The sequence below is a fragment of the Streptomyces sp. NPDC050610 genome, from assembly GCF_040654875.1.
Taxonomy (GTDB): Bacteria; Actinomycetota; Actinomycetes; order Streptomycetales; family Streptomycetaceae; genus Streptomyces.
Window position 1 is genome coordinate 68075 of the sequence record NZ_JBFAIV010000013.1, and the last position, 19677, is coordinate 87751.

At 73.2% G+C, this 19677-nt stretch carries 18 protein-coding genes and 2 tRNA genes; 4 read left to right on the forward strand and 16 right to left on the reverse strand.

All coding sequences use genetic code 11. From position 1 onward, the window contains the following. Positions 1-72 precede the first annotated feature (72 nt). On the forward strand, positions 73-885 hold the full coding sequence (locus AB0I22_RS17990) for a hypothetical protein (RefSeq protein ID WP_363131765.1): 813 nt from the start codon (positions 73-75) through the stop codon (positions 883-885). Beyond that, positions 882-2423 carry an NADH-ubiquinone oxidoreductase-F iron-sulfur binding region domain-containing protein gene (locus AB0I22_RS17995; RefSeq protein WP_363131766.1) on the forward strand — a complete coding sequence of 514 codons (1542 nt, stop codon included), beginning with the start codon at positions 882-884 and terminating at the stop codon, positions 2421-2423. Before AB0I22_RS17990 ends, AB0I22_RS17995 begins: the two co-directional genes overlap by 4 nt. A 275-nt stretch (positions 2424-2698) precedes the next feature. Here the strand turns inward: AB0I22_RS17995 and AB0I22_RS18000 are convergent. The 4 genes from AB0I22_RS18000 to AB0I22_RS18015 all read right to left on the reverse strand — a co-directional run bounded on the left by AB0I22_RS18000 (position 2699) and on the right by AB0I22_RS18015 (position 7043). Beyond that, positions 2699-2771, reverse strand: a tRNA-Ala gene (locus AB0I22_RS18000). Positions 2772-2949: 178 nt separating this feature from the next. Beyond that, positions 2950-4791 carry an O-aminophenol oxidase PhsA gene (phsA, locus tag AB0I22_RS18005; RefSeq protein ID WP_363131767.1) on the reverse strand — a complete coding sequence of 614 codons (1842 nt, stop codon included), beginning with the start codon at positions 4789-4791 and terminating at the stop codon, positions 2950-2952. A gap of 283 nt (positions 4792-5074) precedes the next feature. Beyond that, positions 5075-5308 (reverse strand): hypothetical protein, encoded by a 234-nt coding sequence (locus AB0I22_RS18010; RefSeq protein WP_030366518.1) that lies wholly within the window; start codon positions 5306-5308, stop codon positions 5075-5077. Positions 5309-5546: 238 nt separating this feature from the next. Further along, positions 5547-7043 (reverse strand): MFS transporter, encoded by a 1497-nt coding sequence (locus AB0I22_RS18015; protein WP_363131768.1) that lies wholly within the window; start codon positions 7041-7043, stop codon positions 5547-5549. Positions 7044-7148: 105 nt separating this feature from the next. On the opposite strand from AB0I22_RS18015, the gene AB0I22_RS18020 reads away from it, so the two are divergent. Next, on the forward strand, positions 7149-8069 hold the full coding sequence (locus AB0I22_RS18020) for a helix-turn-helix transcriptional regulator (RefSeq protein ID WP_363131769.1): 921 nt from the start codon (positions 7149-7151) through the stop codon (positions 8067-8069). Between the two features lie 96 nt (positions 8070-8165). Here AB0I22_RS18020 and AB0I22_RS18025 read toward each other — a convergent pair. From AB0I22_RS18025 to AB0I22_RS18055, 7 genes are all read right to left on the reverse strand, one after another. After that, positions 8166-8238, reverse strand: a tRNA-Ala gene (locus AB0I22_RS18025). A gap of 99 nt (positions 8239-8337) precedes the next feature. Further along, complete coding sequence (locus AB0I22_RS18030; protein ID WP_363131875.1) at positions 8338-8991, reverse strand: histidine phosphatase family protein; 654 nt, start codon at positions 8989-8991, stop codon at positions 8338-8340. Next, the gene (rsfS, locus tag AB0I22_RS18035; protein WP_363131770.1) at positions 8988-9428 is read right to left on the reverse strand and encodes a ribosome silencing factor; all 441 of its coding nucleotides are present in this window, start codon (positions 9426-9428) and stop codon (positions 8988-8990) included. Before rsfS ends, AB0I22_RS18030 begins: the two co-directional genes overlap by 4 nt. 205 nt (positions 9429-9633) lie before the next feature. Continuing rightward, complete coding sequence (locus AB0I22_RS18040; protein ID WP_363131771.1) at positions 9634-11454, reverse strand: LCP family protein; 1821 nt, start codon at positions 11452-11454, stop codon at positions 9634-9636. Between the two features lie 39 nt (positions 11455-11493). After that, the gene (gene nadD / locus AB0I22_RS18045; protein ID WP_363131772.1) at positions 11494-12105 is read right to left on the reverse strand and encodes a nicotinate-nucleotide adenylyltransferase; all 612 of its coding nucleotides are present in this window, start codon (positions 12103-12105) and stop codon (positions 11494-11496) included. 44 nt (positions 12106-12149) lie between these two features. Then, the gene (locus AB0I22_RS18050) at positions 12150-12314 is read right to left on the reverse strand and encodes a hypothetical protein (protein ID WP_363131773.1); all 165 of its coding nucleotides are present in this window, start codon (positions 12312-12314) and stop codon (positions 12150-12152) included. Between the two features lie 329 nt (positions 12315-12643). Next, complete coding sequence (locus tag AB0I22_RS18055; RefSeq protein WP_363131774.1) at positions 12644-12811, reverse strand: hypothetical protein; 168 nt, start codon at positions 12809-12811, stop codon at positions 12644-12646. A gap of 100 nt (positions 12812-12911) precedes the next feature. Here AB0I22_RS18055 and AB0I22_RS18060 point away from each other — a divergent pair, with 100 nt between their 5' ends. Further along, a complete protein-coding gene (locus AB0I22_RS18060) occupies positions 12912-14039 on the forward strand; it encodes a M48 family metallopeptidase (RefSeq protein ID WP_363131775.1) in 1128 nt (375 codons plus the stop codon). Between the two features lie 101 nt (positions 14040-14140). Here AB0I22_RS18060 and AB0I22_RS18065 read toward each other — a convergent pair whose 3' ends face one another. The 5 genes from AB0I22_RS18065 to proB form a co-directional block, all read right to left on the reverse strand. Continuing rightward, the gene (locus AB0I22_RS18065; RefSeq protein WP_363131776.1) at positions 14141-15235 is read right to left on the reverse strand and encodes a hypothetical protein; all 1095 of its coding nucleotides are present in this window, start codon (positions 15233-15235) and stop codon (positions 14141-14143) included. Between the two features lie 141 nt (positions 15236-15376). Further along, entirely contained in the window at positions 15377-15961 is a 585-nt protein-coding gene (locus AB0I22_RS18070; RefSeq protein ID WP_363131777.1) for a hypothetical protein, read from the reverse strand. Positions 15962-16146: 185 nt separating this feature from the next. After that, positions 16147-17445 carry a glutamate-5-semialdehyde dehydrogenase gene (locus AB0I22_RS18075; RefSeq protein ID WP_363131778.1) on the reverse strand — a complete coding sequence of 433 codons (1299 nt, stop codon included), beginning with the start codon at positions 17443-17445 and terminating at the stop codon, positions 16147-16149. Between the two features lie 237 nt (positions 17446-17682). Next, positions 17683-18168 (reverse strand): hypothetical protein, encoded by a 486-nt coding sequence (locus AB0I22_RS18080; RefSeq protein WP_363131779.1) that lies wholly within the window; start codon positions 18166-18168, stop codon positions 17683-17685. A 292-nt stretch (positions 18169-18460) separates the two neighbouring features. Then, complete coding sequence (gene proB, locus AB0I22_RS18085) at positions 18461-19567, reverse strand: glutamate 5-kinase (RefSeq protein ID WP_363131876.1); 1107 nt, start codon at positions 19565-19567, stop codon at positions 18461-18463. Positions 19568-19677 lie beyond the last annotated feature (110 nt).

Here is a 19677-nt window from a genome sequence, read left to right on the forward strand (position 1 = left end):
CGACGCCCCGCCGGCCGTCGCGGTTGCCGGAAGGCCGCCGTACCGCCGGGCCCCGGTGCCTAGCGTGCGGGCATGCACATCCACCGCTGGGGCCGCGCCGGGACCCTGGGACCGCCCCGTCAGGCGCTCGCCGCCGGGACCCTCGCACTGCTCGCCCTCGCGCTGGTGCTGCCGTTCGCGGCGGGTGGCGGAGCGCGCCGGTTCCTCGACTACACCGGCGGCGTGCTCACGCTGCTCTCCCTGACCGCCACGGTCGTCTGGGGCCTCATCGCCTCCGGCCGCGCGCTGCTCACCCCTCGCGGGCGGCTGCTCGCGCAGGCCGTGCACCGCGCGACCGCGGTCTGCGCCCTCGGCTTCCTGCTGCTGCACGTCGCCCTCAAGGTCGCGGACGCCCATGTGGGCCCGCTCGCCGCCCTGCTGCCGTTCTCCATGGGGGTACGGGGCGCGGGCGGGCTCATCGGGCTGGGGGCGCTGGCCGGCCATCTGATGGTCCTCGCCGCGGCCACGGGCGTCCTGCGCAGCGCCTTCGCGGGGCGCGGCCGGGCCGCGGGCCGCTGGCGGGCCCTGCACGCGTGCGCGTACCCGGCGTGGTGCGCGGCGATCCTGCACGGCCTCAAGTCCGGCCGCCCGCCGACCGCCTGGGTGAGCGTCTGCTACGGGCTGTGCCTGGCGGCGGTGGCGGGCGCGCTGGTCCTGCGGGTCGTCCGCACCCGCCGCGCCGGACGGCGCGACGCCGGTTCCGCGCGCCCGGCGCGCACGACGCCGCCGGCGCGGCAACGGGCCGCCGACGCGCCGCTGGTCCCCCGGCCGCGCTCCGGGTCCGCCCCGCTCTCCCCCGCCCTCGGGAGCCCCTCGCGCGACGCCGCCGCGGGTGATGGATCGTGAACGCGCCCCCCGGGGAGCGGGCGGCCTCCGGGCCGCTGCCCGACGTGCCCGAGGTGCTCACCCTCGGGGTGCCGCGGCTGACGGCCGGGTTCGGCGACGCGGAGCGGCTGGAGCGGCGGGCGCATCTGGTGGTGCACGGTTCGATGCCCTCGCTCACCGAGGACCAAGTGACAGAGGTCGCCGATACGATCGGATTGAGGGGGCGGGGCGGAGCGGGCTTCCCGTTCGCGCGGAAGATGCGGGCCGTCGGCGAGGCCGCCCGACGGCGCGGGACACGGCCCGCCGTGGTGGTCAACGGCTGCGAGGGCGAACCGGCGTGCCGCAAGGACGCCGTACTGCTGCGCCGCGCGCCGCACTTGGTGCTGGACGGCGCGCTGCTGGCGGCCGGCGCGCTGGGCGCGCGCACGCTGGTGGTCGGCGTGACGCGGGAGGCGACCGAGGAGTCCGTACGGGCCGCCCTGGCCGAACAGGGGCTCGCCGACCGGCGCGGGCGAGCGCTGCGCGCGCGGGTCGTCCGGCTGCCCGAACGGCTGGTCTCCGGCGAGGCGTCCGCGCTGCTGCGCGGGGCGGACGGCGGCCCTCCGCTGCCGCCCGGGCGGCGCGTCCACGCCTCGGAGGAAGGGCTCGGCGGCGTGCCCACGCTGCTGTCCAACACCGAGACCTTCGCCCAGCTGGCGCTCGCCGCCCGCCTCGGCACGGCCCGCTACGCCACTACCGGCACCCCGTCCGAACCGGGGACGCTGCTGCTCACCGTGGCCGGCGCGGTCGGCCGCCCGCGCGTCGTCGAAGCGCCCAGCGGCGTGCCCCTGCCGTACGTACTGGAGTCCTGCGGGGCCGATCCGGCGCCCCCGGGGGTGCTGGTCGGCGGCTACCACGGCGGCTGGCTGGACCAGGCGACCGCGTACGGCGCCGCCCTCTCGTACGAGGGGCTGCGCGCCCAAGGGGGAACCCTCGGCGCTGGTGCCGTCCTCCCGCTGCCCGCCGCCACATGCCCGCTCGGCGAGACCGTACGGGCCGCGCTGTGGCTCGCCGCCGAGTCGGCCGGCCAGTGCGGCCCGTGCCGGCTGGGGCTGCCCGCGCTGGCCGGAGCGCTCGCGGACGTGGTGGGCGGCGGCGGACGGGACGCCCTGGAGGCGGTGCGGCAGACGGCTCAGTCCGTACGCCGCCGGGGCGCCTGCGGGCACCCGGACGGCGCGGCCCGCTTCGTGCTGTCGGCCCTCACGGCGTTCACGGACGACCTTGCGGCACACGTCCTGGGCGACGGCTGCGGACGCGGCACCTCGGGGGTACTGCCGCTGCCGTCGCCCGGCGGCCCCGACGCGCCGGGCGCCCCGAGCGGCGAGCGGCTGGCCGTCGACTGGACGCTGTGCGAGGGCCACGGACTGTGCGCGGGACTGCTGCCGGAGCTCGTACACCTCGGCGCGGACGGCTTTCCGGCGCTCGCGGCCGGGGACGTCCCGGCGGTTTCGAGGGGGCGCGCACTGCGCGCCGTACGCCGCTGCCCGGCGCTGGCGCTGCGTTTGGAGCGGAGGGAGTGACGGCGGCCGGGGCCAGTGCTGCGCCTGGGGCTCCGGGAGGCCGCGCACGCCCTGGCCGACGGCACGGAGCGTACGGACCCCACCGCGCCCCTACCGCGCCCGCGCCGCGCCCGCGCCGTCGCGCACGCCCGAGGACGAGTCCCAGCGAGGACCGGCCGGCGGAAGACCGACCGGCGCAGGGCCGCCCCGCGGAGGACCGTCCCACGGGCCAGACGACCCCCGACCACAAAAAGATCCCGCCCGGTCGATTCGACCAGGCGGGATCTCCGTGATTGTGGAGCTAAGGAGAATTGAACTCCTGACCTCCTGCATGCCATGCAGGCGCTCTACCAACTGAGCTATAGCCCCTTGTTTCGGCCCGCCCGGTTTCCCCGGCGGCGTCGCCTACATTACACGGATGCCCCCGTCCCTTGCCAAATCGATTGCCGGCCGACGCTTGAAGCGCACGGGCGCGGGGTACAGCCGAACCCCGCGCCCGCCCGTTCTCCGCGGCGCCTGACATCCGCGGCCGCCGCCGCCCCGCGTCTCAGTGCCCTTCGTGGCCGCCGTGCCCGTGGCCCGCGTCGCCGTGGTGGAACTTCATCACCTCGGCGGGCATCACCACCACCGGCCGCATCATCCCCATGTCCTCGTGCTCCAGCAGATGGCAGTGGTACATGAAGCGGCCGTGCGCTCCGTGAAAGCGGCCGATCACATTCACCATCTGCCCCGCCGGAACCTGGATGACGTCCTTCCACGCCGCATCACCCGGCGAAATGGGAACGGTCCCCCCGTACTCCAGCGGGTTGCGGGTGCCGCCCAGTTGGACATCGAACGGGCTCCCCGGGCCCTGCGGATAGACATCACGGCTGAGCACCTGGAAGTCGATCAGGTGGATATGCATCGGGTGGGTCCCCGCGCCGCCCAGGTTGAGGAAGCTCCACTGCTCCCAGGCGTCGTGCTCGACCATGAAGCCGAGGGCGTCGTCGAAGGTACGGGCGCCCCGCTGGTACGTACGCACCTTGCCATCGGCGCCCTTGACCTGCACCACGCCCTCACTGGGGATCTTGACGTGGCCCGGATCGACCTCGTGCAGCTCCCAGATCTCCGGGTGCGCGTTGCCCGCCGTGCCCGGCGGGGTGAGCGCCACCATCCGGTGCACGTGCTTCGGCGCGGTCTCATGGGTGATGCGCCGGAAGGTCGCCGAGACCACCTGCGGCAGCACGAACGGGTCGCGCACCGGCTCTGCGCCCACCCGCACCTGCATGATCTGCGGGTACGGAACGCCCGGCGCCGCGTTCTCCAGCCGGACACGGCGCCCCCGCAGCCGCCCGAAGTCGACCAGCAGATCGATCCGCTCGGCCGGCGCGACGGACAGCGGCTCGTCGACCGGTACGGGCCGGGGCAGCAGCCCGCCGTCCGAACCGACCTGCCACGCCGCGCCGCGCACCTGCTCCCCCGTCACGTCGTCGACCAACCGGAGCTGGAAGGTCCGGGCGTTGGCCGCGTTGAGCAGCCGGAAGCGGTACCAGCGCGCCGCCACGTCCAGGTGCGGCCAGATGACGCCGTTGACCAGGGTGTACGGGCCCGCGAACGGCAACGTCACATTCCTGTCGGCGGCGTCCTTCCCGACGACGACGGTCTTGTGCAGCAGCCGCCCGGTCAGCCTGCCGTCCTCGTCCTGGTCGAGGTTGCGGTCCTGGATGATCAGGGGCACCTCGTGCTCCCCCGACGGGAGCCGCAGCGCCCGCTCCTCGTCGTCCCGTACCAGATACAGGCCGGCCAGCCCCGCGAAGACGTTCCAACGGGTGATGTCCATAGCATGGTCGTGATACCACCAGGTGGCCGCCCGGTGGTCGTTGGGGTACTCGGTGAGCTGACTGTCGCCGGGCGACACCGCGTTCTCCGCCCAGCCGTCGTTGCCGCCCCCGGTCACCGCGCCGTGCAGATGCGTGACCGTCCACGGCGGCAGCGCCGCGACGTCGGCGAGCGGCCCCGCGCCGCTGCGGCCCGGCACATCGCTCGGCGAGGGCGAGCCCTGCTGCGGCACGGCCTCCACCGCCGTCACGGGATAGCTCCCCGCGAGCCGGTTGTTCCACCGGACGCGCAGCCGCCGCCCCCTGGGAACCTCGATGGTCGGCCCCGGGTAGTGGCCTTCGTAGGCCCACACCTTGGTCGGCGGCAACTGCGAGTGCAGCCGGACCCAGGTCGCCGTCAGATCGATGTCGATGCCGTTCAACGCCTCCTGCCGGCCCGGCCGCAGCGCCGGCGGTATGGGCAAGGCGTCGATGAACGGCGTGAGTTCCGCCGCGGCCGCCCGCTTCGCGGACTCCGTGGCGCCGCCGGCCTCCGCCGGATCCCGGACAGGTTGGATCTCCGTATCGGTCATGCTGCGACCCCCGTGTCGCTCCCCCGTGCCGCCGACCGTTTCCGGCGGCAACTCCTGACCGGTTAACGCGCGTAGGTTCCGGGGGAGTTCCGGCTTCCGCGGAGAATTCGGACCAAGGCCCGGCACCGGGGCAGAACGTCACGAAGCAGCACCAGGCCGTCACGAAACCGGAGCCGGGCAGTACCGGAGCCGGGCAGTAGCGGAGCCACGCAGTACCGGAGCCGGGCAGTCTTGGAATCGGGCAGTAGCGGAGCCTGATCCGTCCAGGCTGCGTGAAACGGCGTCAGGCCGTCGCGAACGAGTAGAAACGCTTCAGCGCGCAGTGCTCGTCGAGCAGCCGCCCGTAGATCGGCTCGCCCTCCAGCTCCCGGTATGTCTCGATCGGGTCGCCCTTTATGATCAGCGCCCGCGCGCACTCCACGCACCAGTACTGGTAGGCGGAGTTGAGCGGCTCCATGTCGCGGACGATCGGCGTCCCGCTGCCGCACCAGTCGCATTTCCGGCTGTGTGCACCCATCAGTCAGCTCCAGGCTTGGCCGCGGGCCACGCACCCATAGGACACCGCGCCTCGGTCGGCGGGCGCTTGGGCCCCCTGGCCGGGCCGCCGGCGGAACGGACGATCAGGGGCAGCCGACGCGAGAAGGGCACCGCTTGCACCGTCCTCCTCAAGAATGCGCGCCGACATGTCACCTTCCCTCCCCTTCGACCCCGTCCACCTACCGGCCGTCCGATTCTGCCATGCGCCGGCTACGAGGTCAGCGCCGCCGTCGCAGCAGGCCCGCACCCGCCGCGGCCACCGCCGTGCCGGCCAGCGCGAGGACGGTCACCCACAGCGCGTGGGAGGACGAACGCGCCCCCGGAGCCGCCCCCGCCCCGCCGAGGAAGACCGCGCCGAAGACGGCCACGCCTGCCAGCAGGCCGAGCTGAGCGGCCGTCACCAGCACGCCGCTGGCGTCCGCCGCGTCCTGCTGCCGTATCGCGGCCAGCGCCCGGGTGAGCGTCGGACTGTACGCGACCCCTACCCCGCAACCGACGCCGGCCAGCGCCGCGTAGAGCCCCGGCCCGCCGCTGCCGCCGCCGCGCAGCGCCAGCCCGACCCCGGCGAACGAACCGGCCGCGAGCAGGAACCCGGCCGGCGCCAACGCCTCGTGCCAGCGCTCCGGGAGCCGCCGCCAGTTGAGCCCGATCACGCCGAAGGCCACCGAGATGGGCACGAACATCAGCCCGGCCCGCAGCGCGCTGTACCCGAGGCCGCTCTGCAGATGGAGCGTCAGGACGAAGAGGAAGCCCGCGTTCAGCGCCATGGCCAGGCCGATACGGGCGACGGCCAGCGGGATCCCCGGAGCCCGCAGCACCCGCGGCGCTATCAGCGGCGCACCGCCGCGCCGCGCGAGCCGGGACTCGTACACCGCGAAGACCGCCACCAGCAGCGCGCTCCCGGCGAGCGAGATCCAGCCCCACAGCGGCCAGCCCTGCTCCTCCCCCAGCACCAGCGGGACCGTGAGCGCCATCACCGCCGCGGCGAGCAGCACCAGGCCCGGCAGATCGAAGCCGCGCCGGACGCCCTCCGCCCGCTCCCCGGGCTCGTCCCGCTCGCTCGGCAGCGCCTTCGGCGCGAGGACGAGCAGCGCCAGCCCGATCGGCACGTTCACCAGGAAGACCGGGCGCCAGCCCGTCCCGAAGAGATCCGCGCTGACCAGCATGCCGCCCACCGCCATCCCGGCCGCGGCGCCGGAGGCGAGCACGGCCGAGTACGCGCCGAGGGCCCGCGTCCGCGAACTTCCCGTGTACGTACGCTGGATGAGGCTGAGGACCTGCGGCAGCATCACGGCGGCGCCCGCGCCCTGGACGAAGCGGAAGGCGATCAACTGCCCGGCGCCGCCTGCCAGCCCGCAGGCGAGCGAGGCGGCCGTGAAGACCGCGAGCCCCGCCATGAAGGCCCGCCCGTGCCCGTACCGGGCGCCGCACCGCGCGCCGGTGATCAGCAGCACCGCGTACGCGATGGTGTAGCCGGCGACGACCAACTGGAGCCCGGAGCCCGAGGCGTGCAGATCGCCGCGGATGGCGGGGGCCGCCACGTTCACGATGAACGCGTCGAGCAGCGCCATGAACTGGCCGGTGAGCACGATGGCCAGCAGCCTGCCGGGGCGGGGCGGCTGCCGCGCCCCGGCTCCTCGGCGTCGATTGTCAGTGCCGTCGTCTTTACTGGCCTCCGGTCCGGCCACCGGAATCGGAACGTAGGTATCGGTCATGCGTCCGATACTGACCCGGCTCGGGCCCAGGTCACGAGAGCCCGCCGATGCTGGTACCGACAGCACCAGGCAGCACTCGGGACACAGCGAGGACGACGGCCGACGATGGGGGACGTGACGACGATGGCGACGACGACCGGACGCCGCAGGCCCGAGCTGGCCGCCTTCCTGCGCAGCCGCCGGGCGAGAGTGACCCCGGCCGACGTGGGCATGCCCGCGGGCCTGCGCCGCCGCACACCGGGCCTGCGCCGCGAGGAGGTGGCCCAGCTCTCCGGCGTCGGCGTCACCTGGTACACGTGGCTGGAGCAGGGGCGGCCCATCAACGCCAGCATCCAGGTGCTGGACGCCATCGCCCGTACGCTCCGGCTCGACCGTACCGAGCGCGTGCACCTCTACCACCTCGCCGAGGTGCCGTACGTACGCGACCACCAGGGCGACGCGGAGGCGGCGGGCCCCGAGGTGCAGAGCATCGTCGACTCCCTCGAAGCGCTCCCCGCCGTCGTCTACAGCGCCCGCTACGACATCCTGGCCACCAACGCCACGTACCGCGGCCTCTTCCCGGCCGTGTACAGCACCACCGGTCGCGGCGGGAACGTGCTGTGGCAGCTGTTCACCCGGCCGGCGTGCTGCAACCCGTACCTCAACCACGCCGAGGAGCTGCCGTTCCTCGTGGCGAGTCTGCGCGGGGCGTACGGCTGCCATGTGGGCGAGCCCGCCTGGGAGAGCTTCATCGAGAGGCTGTCGACGGCCAGCGAGACCTTCGCGCGGCTGTGGGAGAACGGCGACGTGGCCCCGCCCGGCCCCCGTATAAAGGTCTTCCGCCACTCCTCCCTCGGGGAGGTGCGGCTGAACTCGACCTCGCTGGCGGTGGGCGGCGTCCCGGAGACCCGGATCGTGGTCTACACGCCGCACGACGAGGAGAGTCGCGAGCTGATCGGCAAGGTGTGCTCGATCGAGGACCCGGTCATCGGCTGCCCGGCGCACGCGCGCCCGCTGTCGGAGATACGGGCCGCGCTCGCCCTTTGAGCGGCGGACCGGGCGACGCCGCGGGCGCCCCGTCCGCGCAGCCGCAACAACAGAAGATCCCGCCCCTCTGTCAGAGGGGCGGGATCTTCCGAACTGTGGAGCTAAGGAGAATTGAACTCCTGACCTCCTGCATGCCATGCAGGCGCTCTACCAACTGAGCTATAGCCCCGCTGTTCTGCGGCTCTCGGGGCTTCCCCCGCCGTTCCGCGAACAAGATGAACTTTAGCCTGCGACCTGCCCGGATGTGAAATCCGGCCCCGGCGGCCGCTCAGTCGTCGTCGCCGAGCACCGGCTCGGGGAGCGTCCCGGCGTTGTGCTCCTGGAGCCGCCAGCCCCGCGCGCCCTCGCCCAGCACGGACCAGCAGCAGTTCGAGAGGCCGCCGAGCGACTCCCAGGTGTACGGGTCCAGGCCGAGCAGCCGGCCGATGGTGGTGCGGATGGTGCCGCCGTGACTGACGACGACGAGGGTGCCGCCGTCGGGCAGCTTCTCCGCGTGGTCGAGCACGACCGGCGCGGCCCGCTCGGCGACCTCGGTCTCCAGCTCCCCGCCGCCGCGGCGGACCGCCTCGCCGCGCTTCCACGCCGTGTACTGCTCGCCGAAGCGGGCGAGGATCTCCTCGTGCGTGAGCCCCTGCCACTCGCCGGCGAAGGTCTCCCGCAACCGTGCGTCGTGGGCGATCTCCAGGCCGGTGACGGCGGCCAGCTCCGCCGCCGTCGCCGCGGCCCGCCGCAGGTCGGAGGCGACGATCGCGTCCGGGCGCAGCGCGGCCAGCAGCCGGGCGGCGCGGCGGGCCTGCTCGACGCCGGTCCCGGTCAGTTCGATGTCCGTGGTGCCCTGGAAGCGGCGCTCCAGGTTCCACAGGGTCTGGCCGTGCCGCCACAGGACGATGCGGCGGCCCCGGCCGCCCTTGGCGCCGTTCAGCTCAGCTCACCGTCCCGGTCGTCCTCCGCGGCGAGCGTCTTGGCGTGCTCCTCGGCCTTGCCGGAGGTCGCGACGGCGTCGGCGGGCAGTTCGAGCTGCGGGCAGTCCTTCCACAGCCGTTCGAGGGCGTAGAAGACGCGCTCCTCGCTGTGCTGCACGTGCACGACGATGTCGACGTAGTCGAGGAGCACCCAGCGCGCCTCGCGGTCGCCCTCGCGGCGCACCGGCTTGGCGCCGAGCTCCTTGTTCAGCCGCTCCTCGATCTCGTCGACGATCGACTTGACCTGGCGGTCGTTGGGAGCCGAGGCCAGCAGGAAGGCGTCGGTGATCGACAGTACGTCGCTGACGTCGTACGCGATGATGTCGTGCGCGAGCTTGTCGGCGGCCGCCTGTGCGGCGGCCTTGATGAGCTCGATGGAGCGGTCCGTGGCGGTCACTGGCCAAGCTTTCGATCGGGAATCAGGTACCCGTCAAGGGTCTCACGCTCCGCCGACCACCCCGCCGCCGCGCGTGTCGGGGCCCTACCGGCCGCCTCCTCCGCCGCCGCGCTTCTCCGCGTTCCCCGGCCCGTACGGTCGTCGAGCCGTACGGGCCGGGGCGCGGTGCACCGCGCCCCAGGGGCCGCGGGCCCCACAGGGGCCGTCACCCCTTGTAGTCGCTCCCGATGACCACAGTGACGTCCGCGTTCGACGCGCCGTCGCCCTTGGCCACGGCCCCGGCCGGCAGGCCGAGCGTCTTGGCGATCTCCTTGGCCTGCGCCGCCCGCTTCTCGTCGGAGTACGTCACCTTCGACGCGGACTGCCCCGCGCTCTGCGTACCGCCGTCGACGACGGTGTAGCCGCCGTTGACGAGGGCGACCTGCGCCGAACCGGCCGCCGCCTTCTTTCCCGTCGCGTTCTTCACGCTCACCCGCGGCGGCGCGTCCGCGGCGGTCTTCTGCACCGTGCCGCCGAGCACGTCCTTGATCACCGAGTCGGTGGCGTTCTCGCTGAGCGACCCGTTGCCCTGCACGGGCAGCAGCTTGGTGTCGTACGAGCCCTTCTTGGCCAGTCCGGCGAGTTTCGCCAGGGAGGCCCCGAGCTGCTGCTCGGACAGCGAGGGGTCGGGGATCTGGGCGAGCGACTCCACCGTGTTGACGGCCGAGCCGGTGTCCGTGGAGACCTTCTTCAGGACCGCCTGCATGACCTGGCCGAACCGCGCGAGCTGCTTGGCCTGGGCCTCTCCGGGCGCGCGGTAGGTGGCGTACGCGACGGCCGCCTGGCCGTTCAGCCCCTGGTCCTTGCCCTCCTTGACCTTCGGGCTGTCGTCCTTCTTCGCGCCCGGAATGGTGGCGTCCGCGTCGAGCGTGATGCCGCCGACCAGCTCGACGAGGTTCTCCAGGTAGGGGGTGTCCAGCCGCCAGCTGCCCTTGATGTCCGCGCCGAGCAGCGTGTTCAGGGCGTCGCGGGTGCCTCCGGTGCCGCCGTCCTGCACCGACTTGCCGAGCGTGGTGGCGCTGCCGCCGTCGCTGGAGACGGCGAGCGTGTTCGGCAGCAGGACCGTGGTGCCCCGGTTGGTGGTCTCGTTGTCGACGAGCAGGGCGGTGGAGCTGCCGCCGCCCTTGGTCTCGCGCAGGTGCACGACGATCACGTCGCGCTTCTGCGCGCCCCCGGAGGCCGCCGCGCCCTTGGAGTCGCCGCCCGTGCCGGGCAGCATCCCCGCGTACCAGAGGTAGCCGACGCCGCCGGCCACGACGAGCGCGAGGACGACGGCGAGCACGACGACGCGGTTGCGGCCCTGGCGCTTGCGCTCGTCGCGCCGCTCGGTGCGGCTCTCGCTGAACTTGAGCCAGTCGATGACGTCCTCGGAGTCCTCGTCCGGCTCCTCGATGAAGGAGAACTGCTCGGTCCGGTACTCCTCGCCCCCGTCGGCGGCGGCCTTGTCCGAACGCTCGGACCGCCCCTGCTGGTCCGTCGCGGTGCCGGCCGACGCGTCGGCGCGCTCCTCGTCGTGCGGGGCCGCGGCCTGCTGCGGAATCCACTCCTGCTGCACGACCTGCTGCTGAGGCTGGTGCTGCTGGGATTGCTGATGCGAAGACTGCGGAACCTGCTGAGGCTGCTGGTACTGCTGCTGCTCGGGCTGCTGAGCCGACTGCTGATGCTGCGGATACAGCTGCTGCTGTTGGTAGCTCTGCTGCGCGTACGGGTCGTAGCCGTACCCCTGCTGCGCCCCGGCCCCGTACGGGTCGTACGACTGCTGCGCCTGCTGGTACGGCTGCTCGGACTGATACGGCTGCTGCTGCGGAATCGACTGCCCGTGCTGACCGTGCTGTCCCGACTGCCCCGGCTGGCCCGGCTGCTGAATCGGCTGCCCGTACTGGTCGTACACCCGCTGCGGGTCGTTCGGCTGGTACACCGGCTGCCCATAGGCGTCGTAGCCGTACACCAGTGGTTCCTGTGCGTACGGGTCCTGTCGGTCGTTCACCAGAGCCCCTTCAACCGGTCTCCGCCGGTGTCTGCCGATTCAGCCGTCGTGCCGGTACAGCTTGCGCTTGTCGATGTAGCGGACCACGCCGTCCGGCACCAGATACCAGACCGGATCGCCCTGTGCGACGCGTGTCCGGCAGCCGGACGAGGAGATCGCCAGCGCGGGCACCTCGACCAGCGAGACGCCGTCCTCCGGAAGCCCCGGGTTGGTCAGTACGTGCCCGGGCCGCGTCACTCCGATGAAGTGGGCCAGCGAGAACAGTTCCTCGGTGTCCCGCCAGGTGAGGATCTGCGAGAGCGCGTCGGCTCCGGTGATGAAGAAGAGGTCCGCGTCACCGTGCTCGGCGCGCAGGTCCCGCAGCGTATCGGTGGTGTAGGTGGCGCCGCCGCGGTCGATGTCGATGCGGCTGACCGAGAACTGCGGATTGGACGCGGTGGCGATGACCGTCATCAGATAGCGGTCCTCGGCCGGGGACACCTGCTTGTGGCTCTTCTGCCATGGCTGCCCGGTCGGTACGAAGACCACCTCGTCCAGGTGGAACTGCGAGGCCACCTCGCTCGCGGCGACCAAGTGGCCGTGGTGGATCGGGTCGAAGGTCCCGCCCATCACGCCGAGTCGCCGCTTCGCGGGCTCTGTCTGCTCTCCCATGCGTGCAGACCCTACTGGGCGCGGCCGCACACCGGGACGCCGGTTCAGCGGTCGCGGTTGAAACGGGTGACGCCCCACAGCAGGAGCAGCAGGATGACGAGGGCCGCGCCGCCCGTCATGAAGGGGCTGATGCTCTCGTGGGTGTCCACGTGCTCGCCCTCGGCGGCGAGCGTGACCAGGGCGGTGTGGGCGGTGCTGAATGCGGTCATCTTCGGCAGGACCTATCCGGGATGGGATCGGGCAGAGACTTCTGACACATCGTATGCGGCAGCGGCCGGCAACCTCACGGCGACTCCGCGCGTCCGTCCTAGTCAGGCACGTCCGGCGGCAGTCGGCACAGCCTGGGCAGGCACGTCCGGCGGCAACCGGCACGTCCTGCTCAGACGCATCCGGCAGCGGTCGGCACGTCCTGCTCAGGCACGTCCGGCAGCGGTCGGCACAGCCTGCGCAGGCCCGTCCGACGACAGTCGGAGTCCTGCTCAGGCACGTTCGACAACGGCCGGCGCACCGCGGGCCGGGCGCGGGCGGCGTCCGGCGATCAGTCCTTGCTGCCGTACCCGCGCAGCAGGAACCAGGCGAGGAAGGCGATGCCGACGACCGAGATGACGACGATCGTGGGCAGCAGCATGCCCGACCCCCCGTCCTTGGAGACGGCGAGCAGTTCCGTGAAGCCGGGGTAGCCGGTCAGGCCATTCATGTCGGGCATGGCTCCACGGTAGCCAGCCCGGTATCAACATCTAGGCTGGGGTCCGGATAGCGGGGGACGGGTTCGGATCAGCCTGATCAGCCCAGTGAAGGGGGTCACCATGAGCGACAGTGACAGCGGCGGCGGGGGACACGAGCAGGTTCCCGGCCGGGAACGGAAGCGGTTCCCGGGTATTTCCTCACGTGCGTACGAGCATCCGGCGGACCGGTCGGCGCTGGTGGCGCTGCGCAAACTGAGCGGCTTCGACACCGTCTTCAAGGCGCTGAGCGGGCTGCTGCCGGAGCGCAGCCTGCGGCTGCTGTTCCTCTCCGACTCGGTGCGCGTCGGCGACCAGCAGTTCCAGCATCTGCACACCATGCTGCTGGACGCCTGTTACATCCTGGACCTGGAGAAGGTCCCGCCGATGTACGTCACCCAGGACCCGCAGCCCAACGCCATGTGCATCGGCCTGGACGAGCCGATCATCGTGGTCACCACCGGGCTCGTCGAGCTGCTCGACGAGGAGGAGATGCGGGCCGTGGTGGGCCACGAGGTGGGCCACGCGCTGTCCGGGCACTCCGTCTACCGCACCATATTGCTGTTTCTCACCAACTTCGCACTCAAGGTCGCCTGGATACCGCTGGGCAATATCGCGATCATGGCGATCGTCACGGCACTGCGCGAGTGGTTCCGCAAGTCGGAGCTGTCGGCGGACCGGGCCGGGCTGCTGGTCGGGCAGGATCTGCGGGCGTCGATGCGCGGCCTGATGAAGATCGCGGGCGGCAACCATCTGCACGAGATGAACGTGGACGCGTTCCTCGCGCAGGCCGAGGAGTACGAGTCGGGCGGCGATCTGCGGGACTCCGTGCTCAAGATCATGAACGTGCTGCCGCGCAGCCACCCCTTCACGACCGTACGGGCCGCCGAGCTCAAAAAGTGGGCCGAGAGCCGCGACTACCAGCGGCTCATGGACGGCCACTACCCGCGCCGCGACGAGGACAAGGACACCTCGGTGACCGACTCCTTCAAGGAGTCCGCGACGCACTACGCCGAATCGGTGCGGTCCAGCAAGGACCCGCTGATGGGGCTCGTACGGGACATCGCGGGCGGCGCGGGCGACTTGGGCGGCAAGCTCCGGGACACCTTCACGGGCCGGGGCGGGACGTCCACCAAGCAGGGCCCCGGGGAGGGCCCCGAGGACCCGCCGGGCGACGCCGACGGCGGCCAGCGGGGGTCCACGGAGCGCTAGCGGCGACGGCCTGTGCGGCCGCTGGGCGCTAGTGGCGACGGCCCCCGCGCGGTCCACGGCCGCAGGGCGGCGCTAACGGCGGCACAGGAGTCGGCAGGGCGCTAACGGCGGCCCACAGGAGTCGGCAGAGCACTGGCCGCCAGCACGCCGCACAGCGACGCTGTGGCCCGGCCGGTCGCGTACGGGTCCGTACCGGCCGGGCCCTCGTCCTTCGCCCGCTCACCGGCCAGCAGGGGCCGCAGATACCCGGCCGCGTCCGCCGCGCAGGACTCGGGCCCCGCCTGCACATTGGCCTGCGCCACCTCGATGTGGTGGTCGCGCAGGTCGTCCCGGTCGAAGCGGAAGCGCATCTCGCGCCGGACGGTGAAGAGCGAGACCTGGTCCGCCCCGGCCGCCGGGCCGCGGCCGGCCCGTGCCGGGCGCAGCGGGTAGACGAAGGTGTGGTCGGCGGTGACCTCCAGCGCGCCGGCCGATTCGGTCACGGAGAGGGTGCCCCGGACCCGTACGGGCGTGTCCGCGAGGGCGACCTTCGAGGCGTCGAAGCGGACCAGCCAGCCGGTGGCCGCGTGCCGCCCGTCGTCCTGCGGGTGGGCGAGGCTCTGGTCGTACTGGGCCAGTTGGGAGGGGTCGAGCAGTACGCGCGTGGTCCGGGTGTCGCCGCCGGTGAGCACGCCCGGGTCGAGGGAGGACTTGACGATGTACTCCTTGGCGGCGGCGAGCGCGGCCAGCACCTGGCTCTCGGAGAAGTGCTGGGTCTTGCGGGCGGCGGGCAGCGCCACGCCCTCGGAGCCGTCGCTGAACTGCGCTGCGGGGCTGTGGTCGAAGAGGTCGCGGGCGAAGGAGCCGACGACCGCGCCGGCCGGCGCGAGCGGGATGAGCGTGGTGCGCAGCGGGTCGGCGGCGGGCGGCGGCGTTTCCTTGTAGGGGTGGCGCACGCCCAGGTAGACGGCGGTGCCGAAGGCCATGGCGATCAGCAGCACCAGCACGAGCACTTGGCGCGGGGCGCCGATACGCGCCCAGGGCGAGCGGTTGCGCACCGCCTGGGCGTGGTCGCGCATCCGCTCCCGGGCGGAGAACTCCTGGAGCCGGGCAGCGCGCACGAACGACTCGTCGAAGGCGACGGAACCGTACTCGTCGTCGCTGCTTCCGGGGATGCCTTCGGGAGTCCCCTCAGGTGGCTCTCCAGGCCCGGCCATACTTCAAGAGTAGGTCTGCGGACGCTCAGGTAAACGCCCTGGTACACGACAAGTTCGGACGAAAGCTGACGCGTCGGAGCGGTTCGGGCGCACCGCCCCTCGGGGATGGCGCACCGCTCCACAGGGGTGGCGCACCGCTCGTCAGGGGTGGCGGGGCGCGGCCGAGGCCACGGGCGGTTCGGAGTCCGCGGAGACCGAGGGCAGGGGGTCCGAGTGCTCCTTGGCGGGGCTGTCCACGCCGCTCGTGGCGGGCGGGGCCGCCGGGCCCTGCCGGCTGTTGGAGGAGGCGCCGCGGTAGACGGCGGTGAAGGCGAGGGCGACCACGCCGATGCCCATCAGCACGGCGAGCACCCAGGCCACCGGGCGGTGCCAGCGGGCGTGGCCGCGGTAGGGGCGGCGGAGGCCGCCGTAGCGCCCGTACGGGCCGTAGGCGTCGTCCGGGTCGAGGTCGCGGGCGCCCGCCGCGCGGCGGCGGAGGCCGCCGCGGCCCTCGTCGTACGTCTCGTCGTACGCGTCCTCGTCGGCGGGCGGGGAGAGCGCGCGGCGGGACTGGGCCGCCGCGAGCATCCGCTCGACCGCACTGGGCTCGTGGATCTTGGCGGACCGTACGAAATCCTCGTCGAGTACCACGGAGGCGAACGGGTCTTCCGCGTCCCCATGGCCGTGGTTCTGGCTGTCGGGCTCTTCGCCGTCCGGGAACGGCCTGCCCCCCGCGTCGTCCGGCACGTCTCCAGGGTAGCGCCGGAGGCGTCAATTTGGGCAGAGAGTACGGCAATTAACACATGCCGGAACGAGTGTCCGGAGGCCGTGAGACCTGCGGCTGTGTGCCCCGGGACGTACGTTCCGGGGGTCGCTTCCCGAGGCCGCCCGCCGCGGAGGCGCGGGCCCCGGGACAGCGGGCCGGGGGGACCTCAGCGCGTGTGCCCGTCCCCCGTCACGATGTACTTCGTCGACGTCAGTTCCGGCAGCCCCATCGGCCCGCGCGCGTGCAGCTTCTGCGTCGAGATGCCGATCTCCGCGCCGAAGCCGAACTGGCCGCCGTCCGTGAAGCGGGTGGAGGCGTTGACCGCGACCGCCGCCGAGTCCACGAGCCGGGTGAAGCGGCGTGCGGCGGGCTGCGAGGAGGTGACGATCGCCTCGGTGTGGCCCGAGGACCAGAGCCGGATGTGGTGGACGGCCGCGTCCAGCGACTCCACGACGGCGGCGGCGATGTCGTACGAGAGGTACTCGGTCTCCCAGTCCTCGAAGGTCGCCTCGACCACGGTCGCCGGCGACCCCTCGGCCAGCTCCAGCACCCGCTCGTCGCCGTGCACCGTGACACCGGCCTCGGCCAGCGCGGCCAGCGCGCGCGGCAGGAACTCGGCGGCGATGTCCTGGTGCACGAGCAGCGTCTCGGCGGCGTTGCAGACGCTCGGGCGCTGCGCCTTGGAGTTGACGAGGATGTCGACGGCCATGTCGAGGTCGGCCTCCGCGTCCACGTACACATGGCAGTTGCCGGTGCCGGTCTCGATCACCGGGACCGTGGACTCCTCGACGACCGCGCGGATCAGCGAGGCCCCGCCGCGCGGGATGAGCACGTCCACCATGCCGCGGGCGCGCATCAGTTCCCGTACGGACTCCCGGCTCTCCCCCGGCACCAGCTGCACGGCGTCCGCGGGCAGCCCGGAACCGCCGACGGCGTCGCGCAGGACCTTCACGAGGGCGGCGTTGGAGGCGGACGCGGACGACGAGCCGCGCAGCAGCACGGCGTTGCCGGACTTGAGGCAGAGGGCCGCGGCGTCCACGGTCACGTTCGGGCGGGCCTCGTAGATGATCCCGACGACGCCGAGCGGCACCCGGACCTGGCGCAGGTCGATGCCGCCCGGCAGGGTGGAGCCGCGCACCACCTCGCCGACCGGGTCGGGCAGGGCCACCACGTCCCGTACGTCCTTGGCGATGGCGCGGACCCGCTCGGGGGTCAGCGTCAGCCGGTCGATCACGGACTCGGCAGTGCCGGCGGCCCGCGAGCGCCCGACGTCCTCCGCGTTGGCCGCGACGATGTCCTTCGTACGGACCTCCAGGGCGTCGGCCATGGCCAGCAGCGCCTCGTCCTTGACCGAGCGCGGCAGTGGCGCGAGGTCGGCGGCCGCGGCGCGGGCGCGGTAGGCGGCGCGCAGCACCGGGGACTGCGGCATGGGGTCGGCCAGGGGCGAGGGGAAGACACTGCTCATGACGGCAGCCTACTGAGCGCGGGGCCCGGTCCCACCCCTTATGGCGCATATCCCGCACTGCGAGACGGCGATCACGGCCGTGAGCAGCGCGGCGGCGCCGCCGCGGGCCGGAGCGGGGACCGTGCGCGGCCCCGGCCCCCGTCCGGCCCCGGCCGTCAGGCCCGCGCCGGGCACATCTCCCACAACGGCCCCACGCGGGGCCCGGCTCTCCCAACGGGCCCGCGCCCGGCGCACCCCTCAGAACGGGTGCACGCCCACCGGAGAGGCCGGCGGCGGTCCGTAGCCCTCCGCGATGCGCTGGTGGTAGGTCCCGCGGTCGATGACCTCCAGGCCGACGATCTCCCACGGCGGGAGCCGGGCCGTCGAGCGGTGCTCGCCCCAGAGCCGGAGCGCGACCGCAGCGGCGTCGTGCAGGTCCCTGGCCTCTTCCCAGTAGCGGATCTCGGCGTGGTCGTTGGCATAGCGGCTGGTCAGCAGAAAGGGGTGGTCGTGCGCGAGCTGTTCGAGCGCCCGCCGGACCTCCTTCAGCGGCGCCTCGGCGCCCGAGACGCTGAGCGTGATGTGCCACAGCCGCGATTCCTCGGCGCCTCGCGGCTGCGGTTCGGAGCTCGTCTCCGCGGTGCCGGCCCCACCCGGCGCCTGTGCCTCCTCGCCTGTCCCGACGCTGGTCAGTGCGCGCTCCGCCGTCCCTCGGGGCAGCGCGCCCGGGCGCCCTCGTCTCACCGGCGGCCTCCTGTTGATCGCTGCTCCGCGCGCGTGCGGCGGAGCCGTTCCGTGCTGTTGCCCGCTGCTGCTCGCAGCATGTCCGTTGCGGACGGGCCGCTGCCCAAGGCGGCCCGTTCTTCAAAGTTGACCAGTCCGGGGGCGGCCGCGTGGCGGTTTTCGCGAAGGTGTCCGTACAAAGACTGGTGAAAGGCCGGACTTCTCCCCGGCTCCGGCTCCGCGGCTCCCCGGCTCCAGCGCCGCAGCTCCGGCTCCCCCGCTCCGCGCCCCGGCCCCCGGCCCCCGCTCGCGCTCAGGTGTCCAGCACGACCAGGTCGTCCCGGTGCACGACCTCGCGTTCGTACTCCGGTCCGAGTTCGCGCGCCAGGTCCCTGGTGGAGCGGCCGATCAGCTGAGGGATCTCCTTGGCGTCGAAGTTGACGAGGCCGCGCGCCACCGCGCGCCCGGCGCCGTCCCGCAGCTCGACCGGGTCCCCCGCCGCGAACTCCCCCTCGACCGCCTCGATGCCGGCGGGCAGCAGCGAGCCGTGCCGCTCCAGGACGGCCCGTACGGCGCCCTCGTCCAGGGTGAGCGCGCCGCGCGGCGCGGAGGCGTGCGCGAGCCACAGCAGGCGGTCGGCGGAGCGCCGGCCGGTGCGGTGGAAGTACGTGCCGGTGGGCCGCCCGGCCAGTGCGTCGGCGGCCTGGCTGGCGGAGGTCAGGACGACCGGGATGCCCGCGGCGGCGGCGATCCGGGCGGCCTCGACCTTGGTGACCATGCCGCCGGTGCCCACACCTGCCTTGCCCGCGCTGCCGATGGTGATCCCGTCGAGGTCGGCCGGGCCGCGGACCTCCTCGATCCGGGCGGTGCCGGGGATGCTGGGGTCGCCGTCGTAGAGGCCGTCCACGTCGGAGAGCAGGATGAGCAGGTCGGCCCGGACGAGGTGGGCCACGAGCGCGGCGAGGCGGTCGTTGTCGCCGAAGCGGATCTCATCCGTCGCGACCGTGTCGTTCTCGTTGACGATCGGTACGGCCCTCATGGCGAGCAACTGGTCGAGGGTCCGGTAGGCGTTGCGGTAGTGGGCCCGGCGGCTGGTGTCGTCGGAGGTCAGCAGCACCTGGCCGACGCGGCGTCCGTAGCGCGCGAAGGAGGCCGTGTAGCGGGCGATGAGCAGGCCCTGGCCGACGCTGGCGGCGGCCTGCTGGCGGGCGAGGTCGCCGGGGCGCCGGTCGAGGCCGAGCGGCGCGAGGCCGGCGGCGATGGCGCCGGAGGAGACCAGGACTATCTCCCTGGGCCGGGGCCCGCGGGCCCCGGCGAGGACGTCGACGAGCGCGTCGACCCGGTCGGCGTCGAGCCCGCCGGCCGCGGTGGTGAGCGAGGAGGAGCCCACCTTGACCACGACCCTGCGGGCGTCCGTCACGTCCTGTCTCGCCTGTGCCACGCGCGTACAACCCCTGTGCTCGCCGATGCCGGTCCTGCCGGTCTTGTCCGATTCGCAAATCTACGGCAGGCGCCTACGGTCGTGCCGGG

What these genes read in the sequence shown, in the direction of transcription:
- AB0I22_RS17990 (WP_363131765.1), top strand. Translation starts at nt 73, where the DNA reads ATGCACATCCACCGCTGGGGCCGCGCCGGGACCCTGGGACCGCCCCGT.
- phsA (WP_363131767.1), bottom strand. Translation starts at nt 4,791, where the DNA reads ATGACCGATACGGAGATCCAACCTGTCCGGGATCCGGCGGAGGCCGGC.
- AB0I22_RS18010 (WP_030366518.1), bottom strand. Translation starts at nt 5,308, where the DNA reads ATGGGTGCACACAGCCGGAAATGCGACTGGTGCGGCAGCGGGACGCCG.
- AB0I22_RS18015 (WP_363131768.1), bottom strand. Translation starts at nt 7,043, where the DNA reads ATGACCGATACCTACGTTCCGATTCCGGTGGCCGGACCGGAGGCCAGT.
- AB0I22_RS18020 (WP_363131769.1), top strand. Translation starts at nt 7,149, where the DNA reads ATGGGGGACGTGACGACGATGGCGACGACGACCGGACGCCGCAGGCCC.
- nadD (WP_363131772.1), bottom strand. Translation starts at nt 12,105, where the DNA reads ATGGGAGAGCAGACAGAGCCCGCGAAGCGGCGACTCGGCGTGATGGGC.
- AB0I22_RS18050 (WP_363131773.1), bottom strand. Translation starts at nt 12,314, where the DNA reads ATGACCGCATTCAGCACCGCCCACACCGCCCTGGTCACGCTCGCCGCC.
- AB0I22_RS18055 (WP_363131774.1), bottom strand. Translation starts at nt 12,811, where the DNA reads ATGCCCGACATGAATGGCCTGACCGGCTACCCCGGCTTCACGGAACTG.
- AB0I22_RS18060 (WP_363131775.1), top strand. Translation starts at nt 12,912, where the DNA reads ATGAGCGACAGTGACAGCGGCGGCGGGGGACACGAGCAGGTTCCCGGC.
- AB0I22_RS18065 (WP_363131776.1), bottom strand. Translation starts at nt 15,235, where the DNA reads ATGGCCGGGCCTGGAGAGCCACCTGAGGGGACTCCCGAAGGCATCCCC.
- AB0I22_RS18075 (WP_363131778.1), bottom strand. Translation starts at nt 17,445, where the DNA reads ATGAGCAGTGTCTTCCCCTCGCCCCTGGCCGACCCCATGCCGCAGTCC.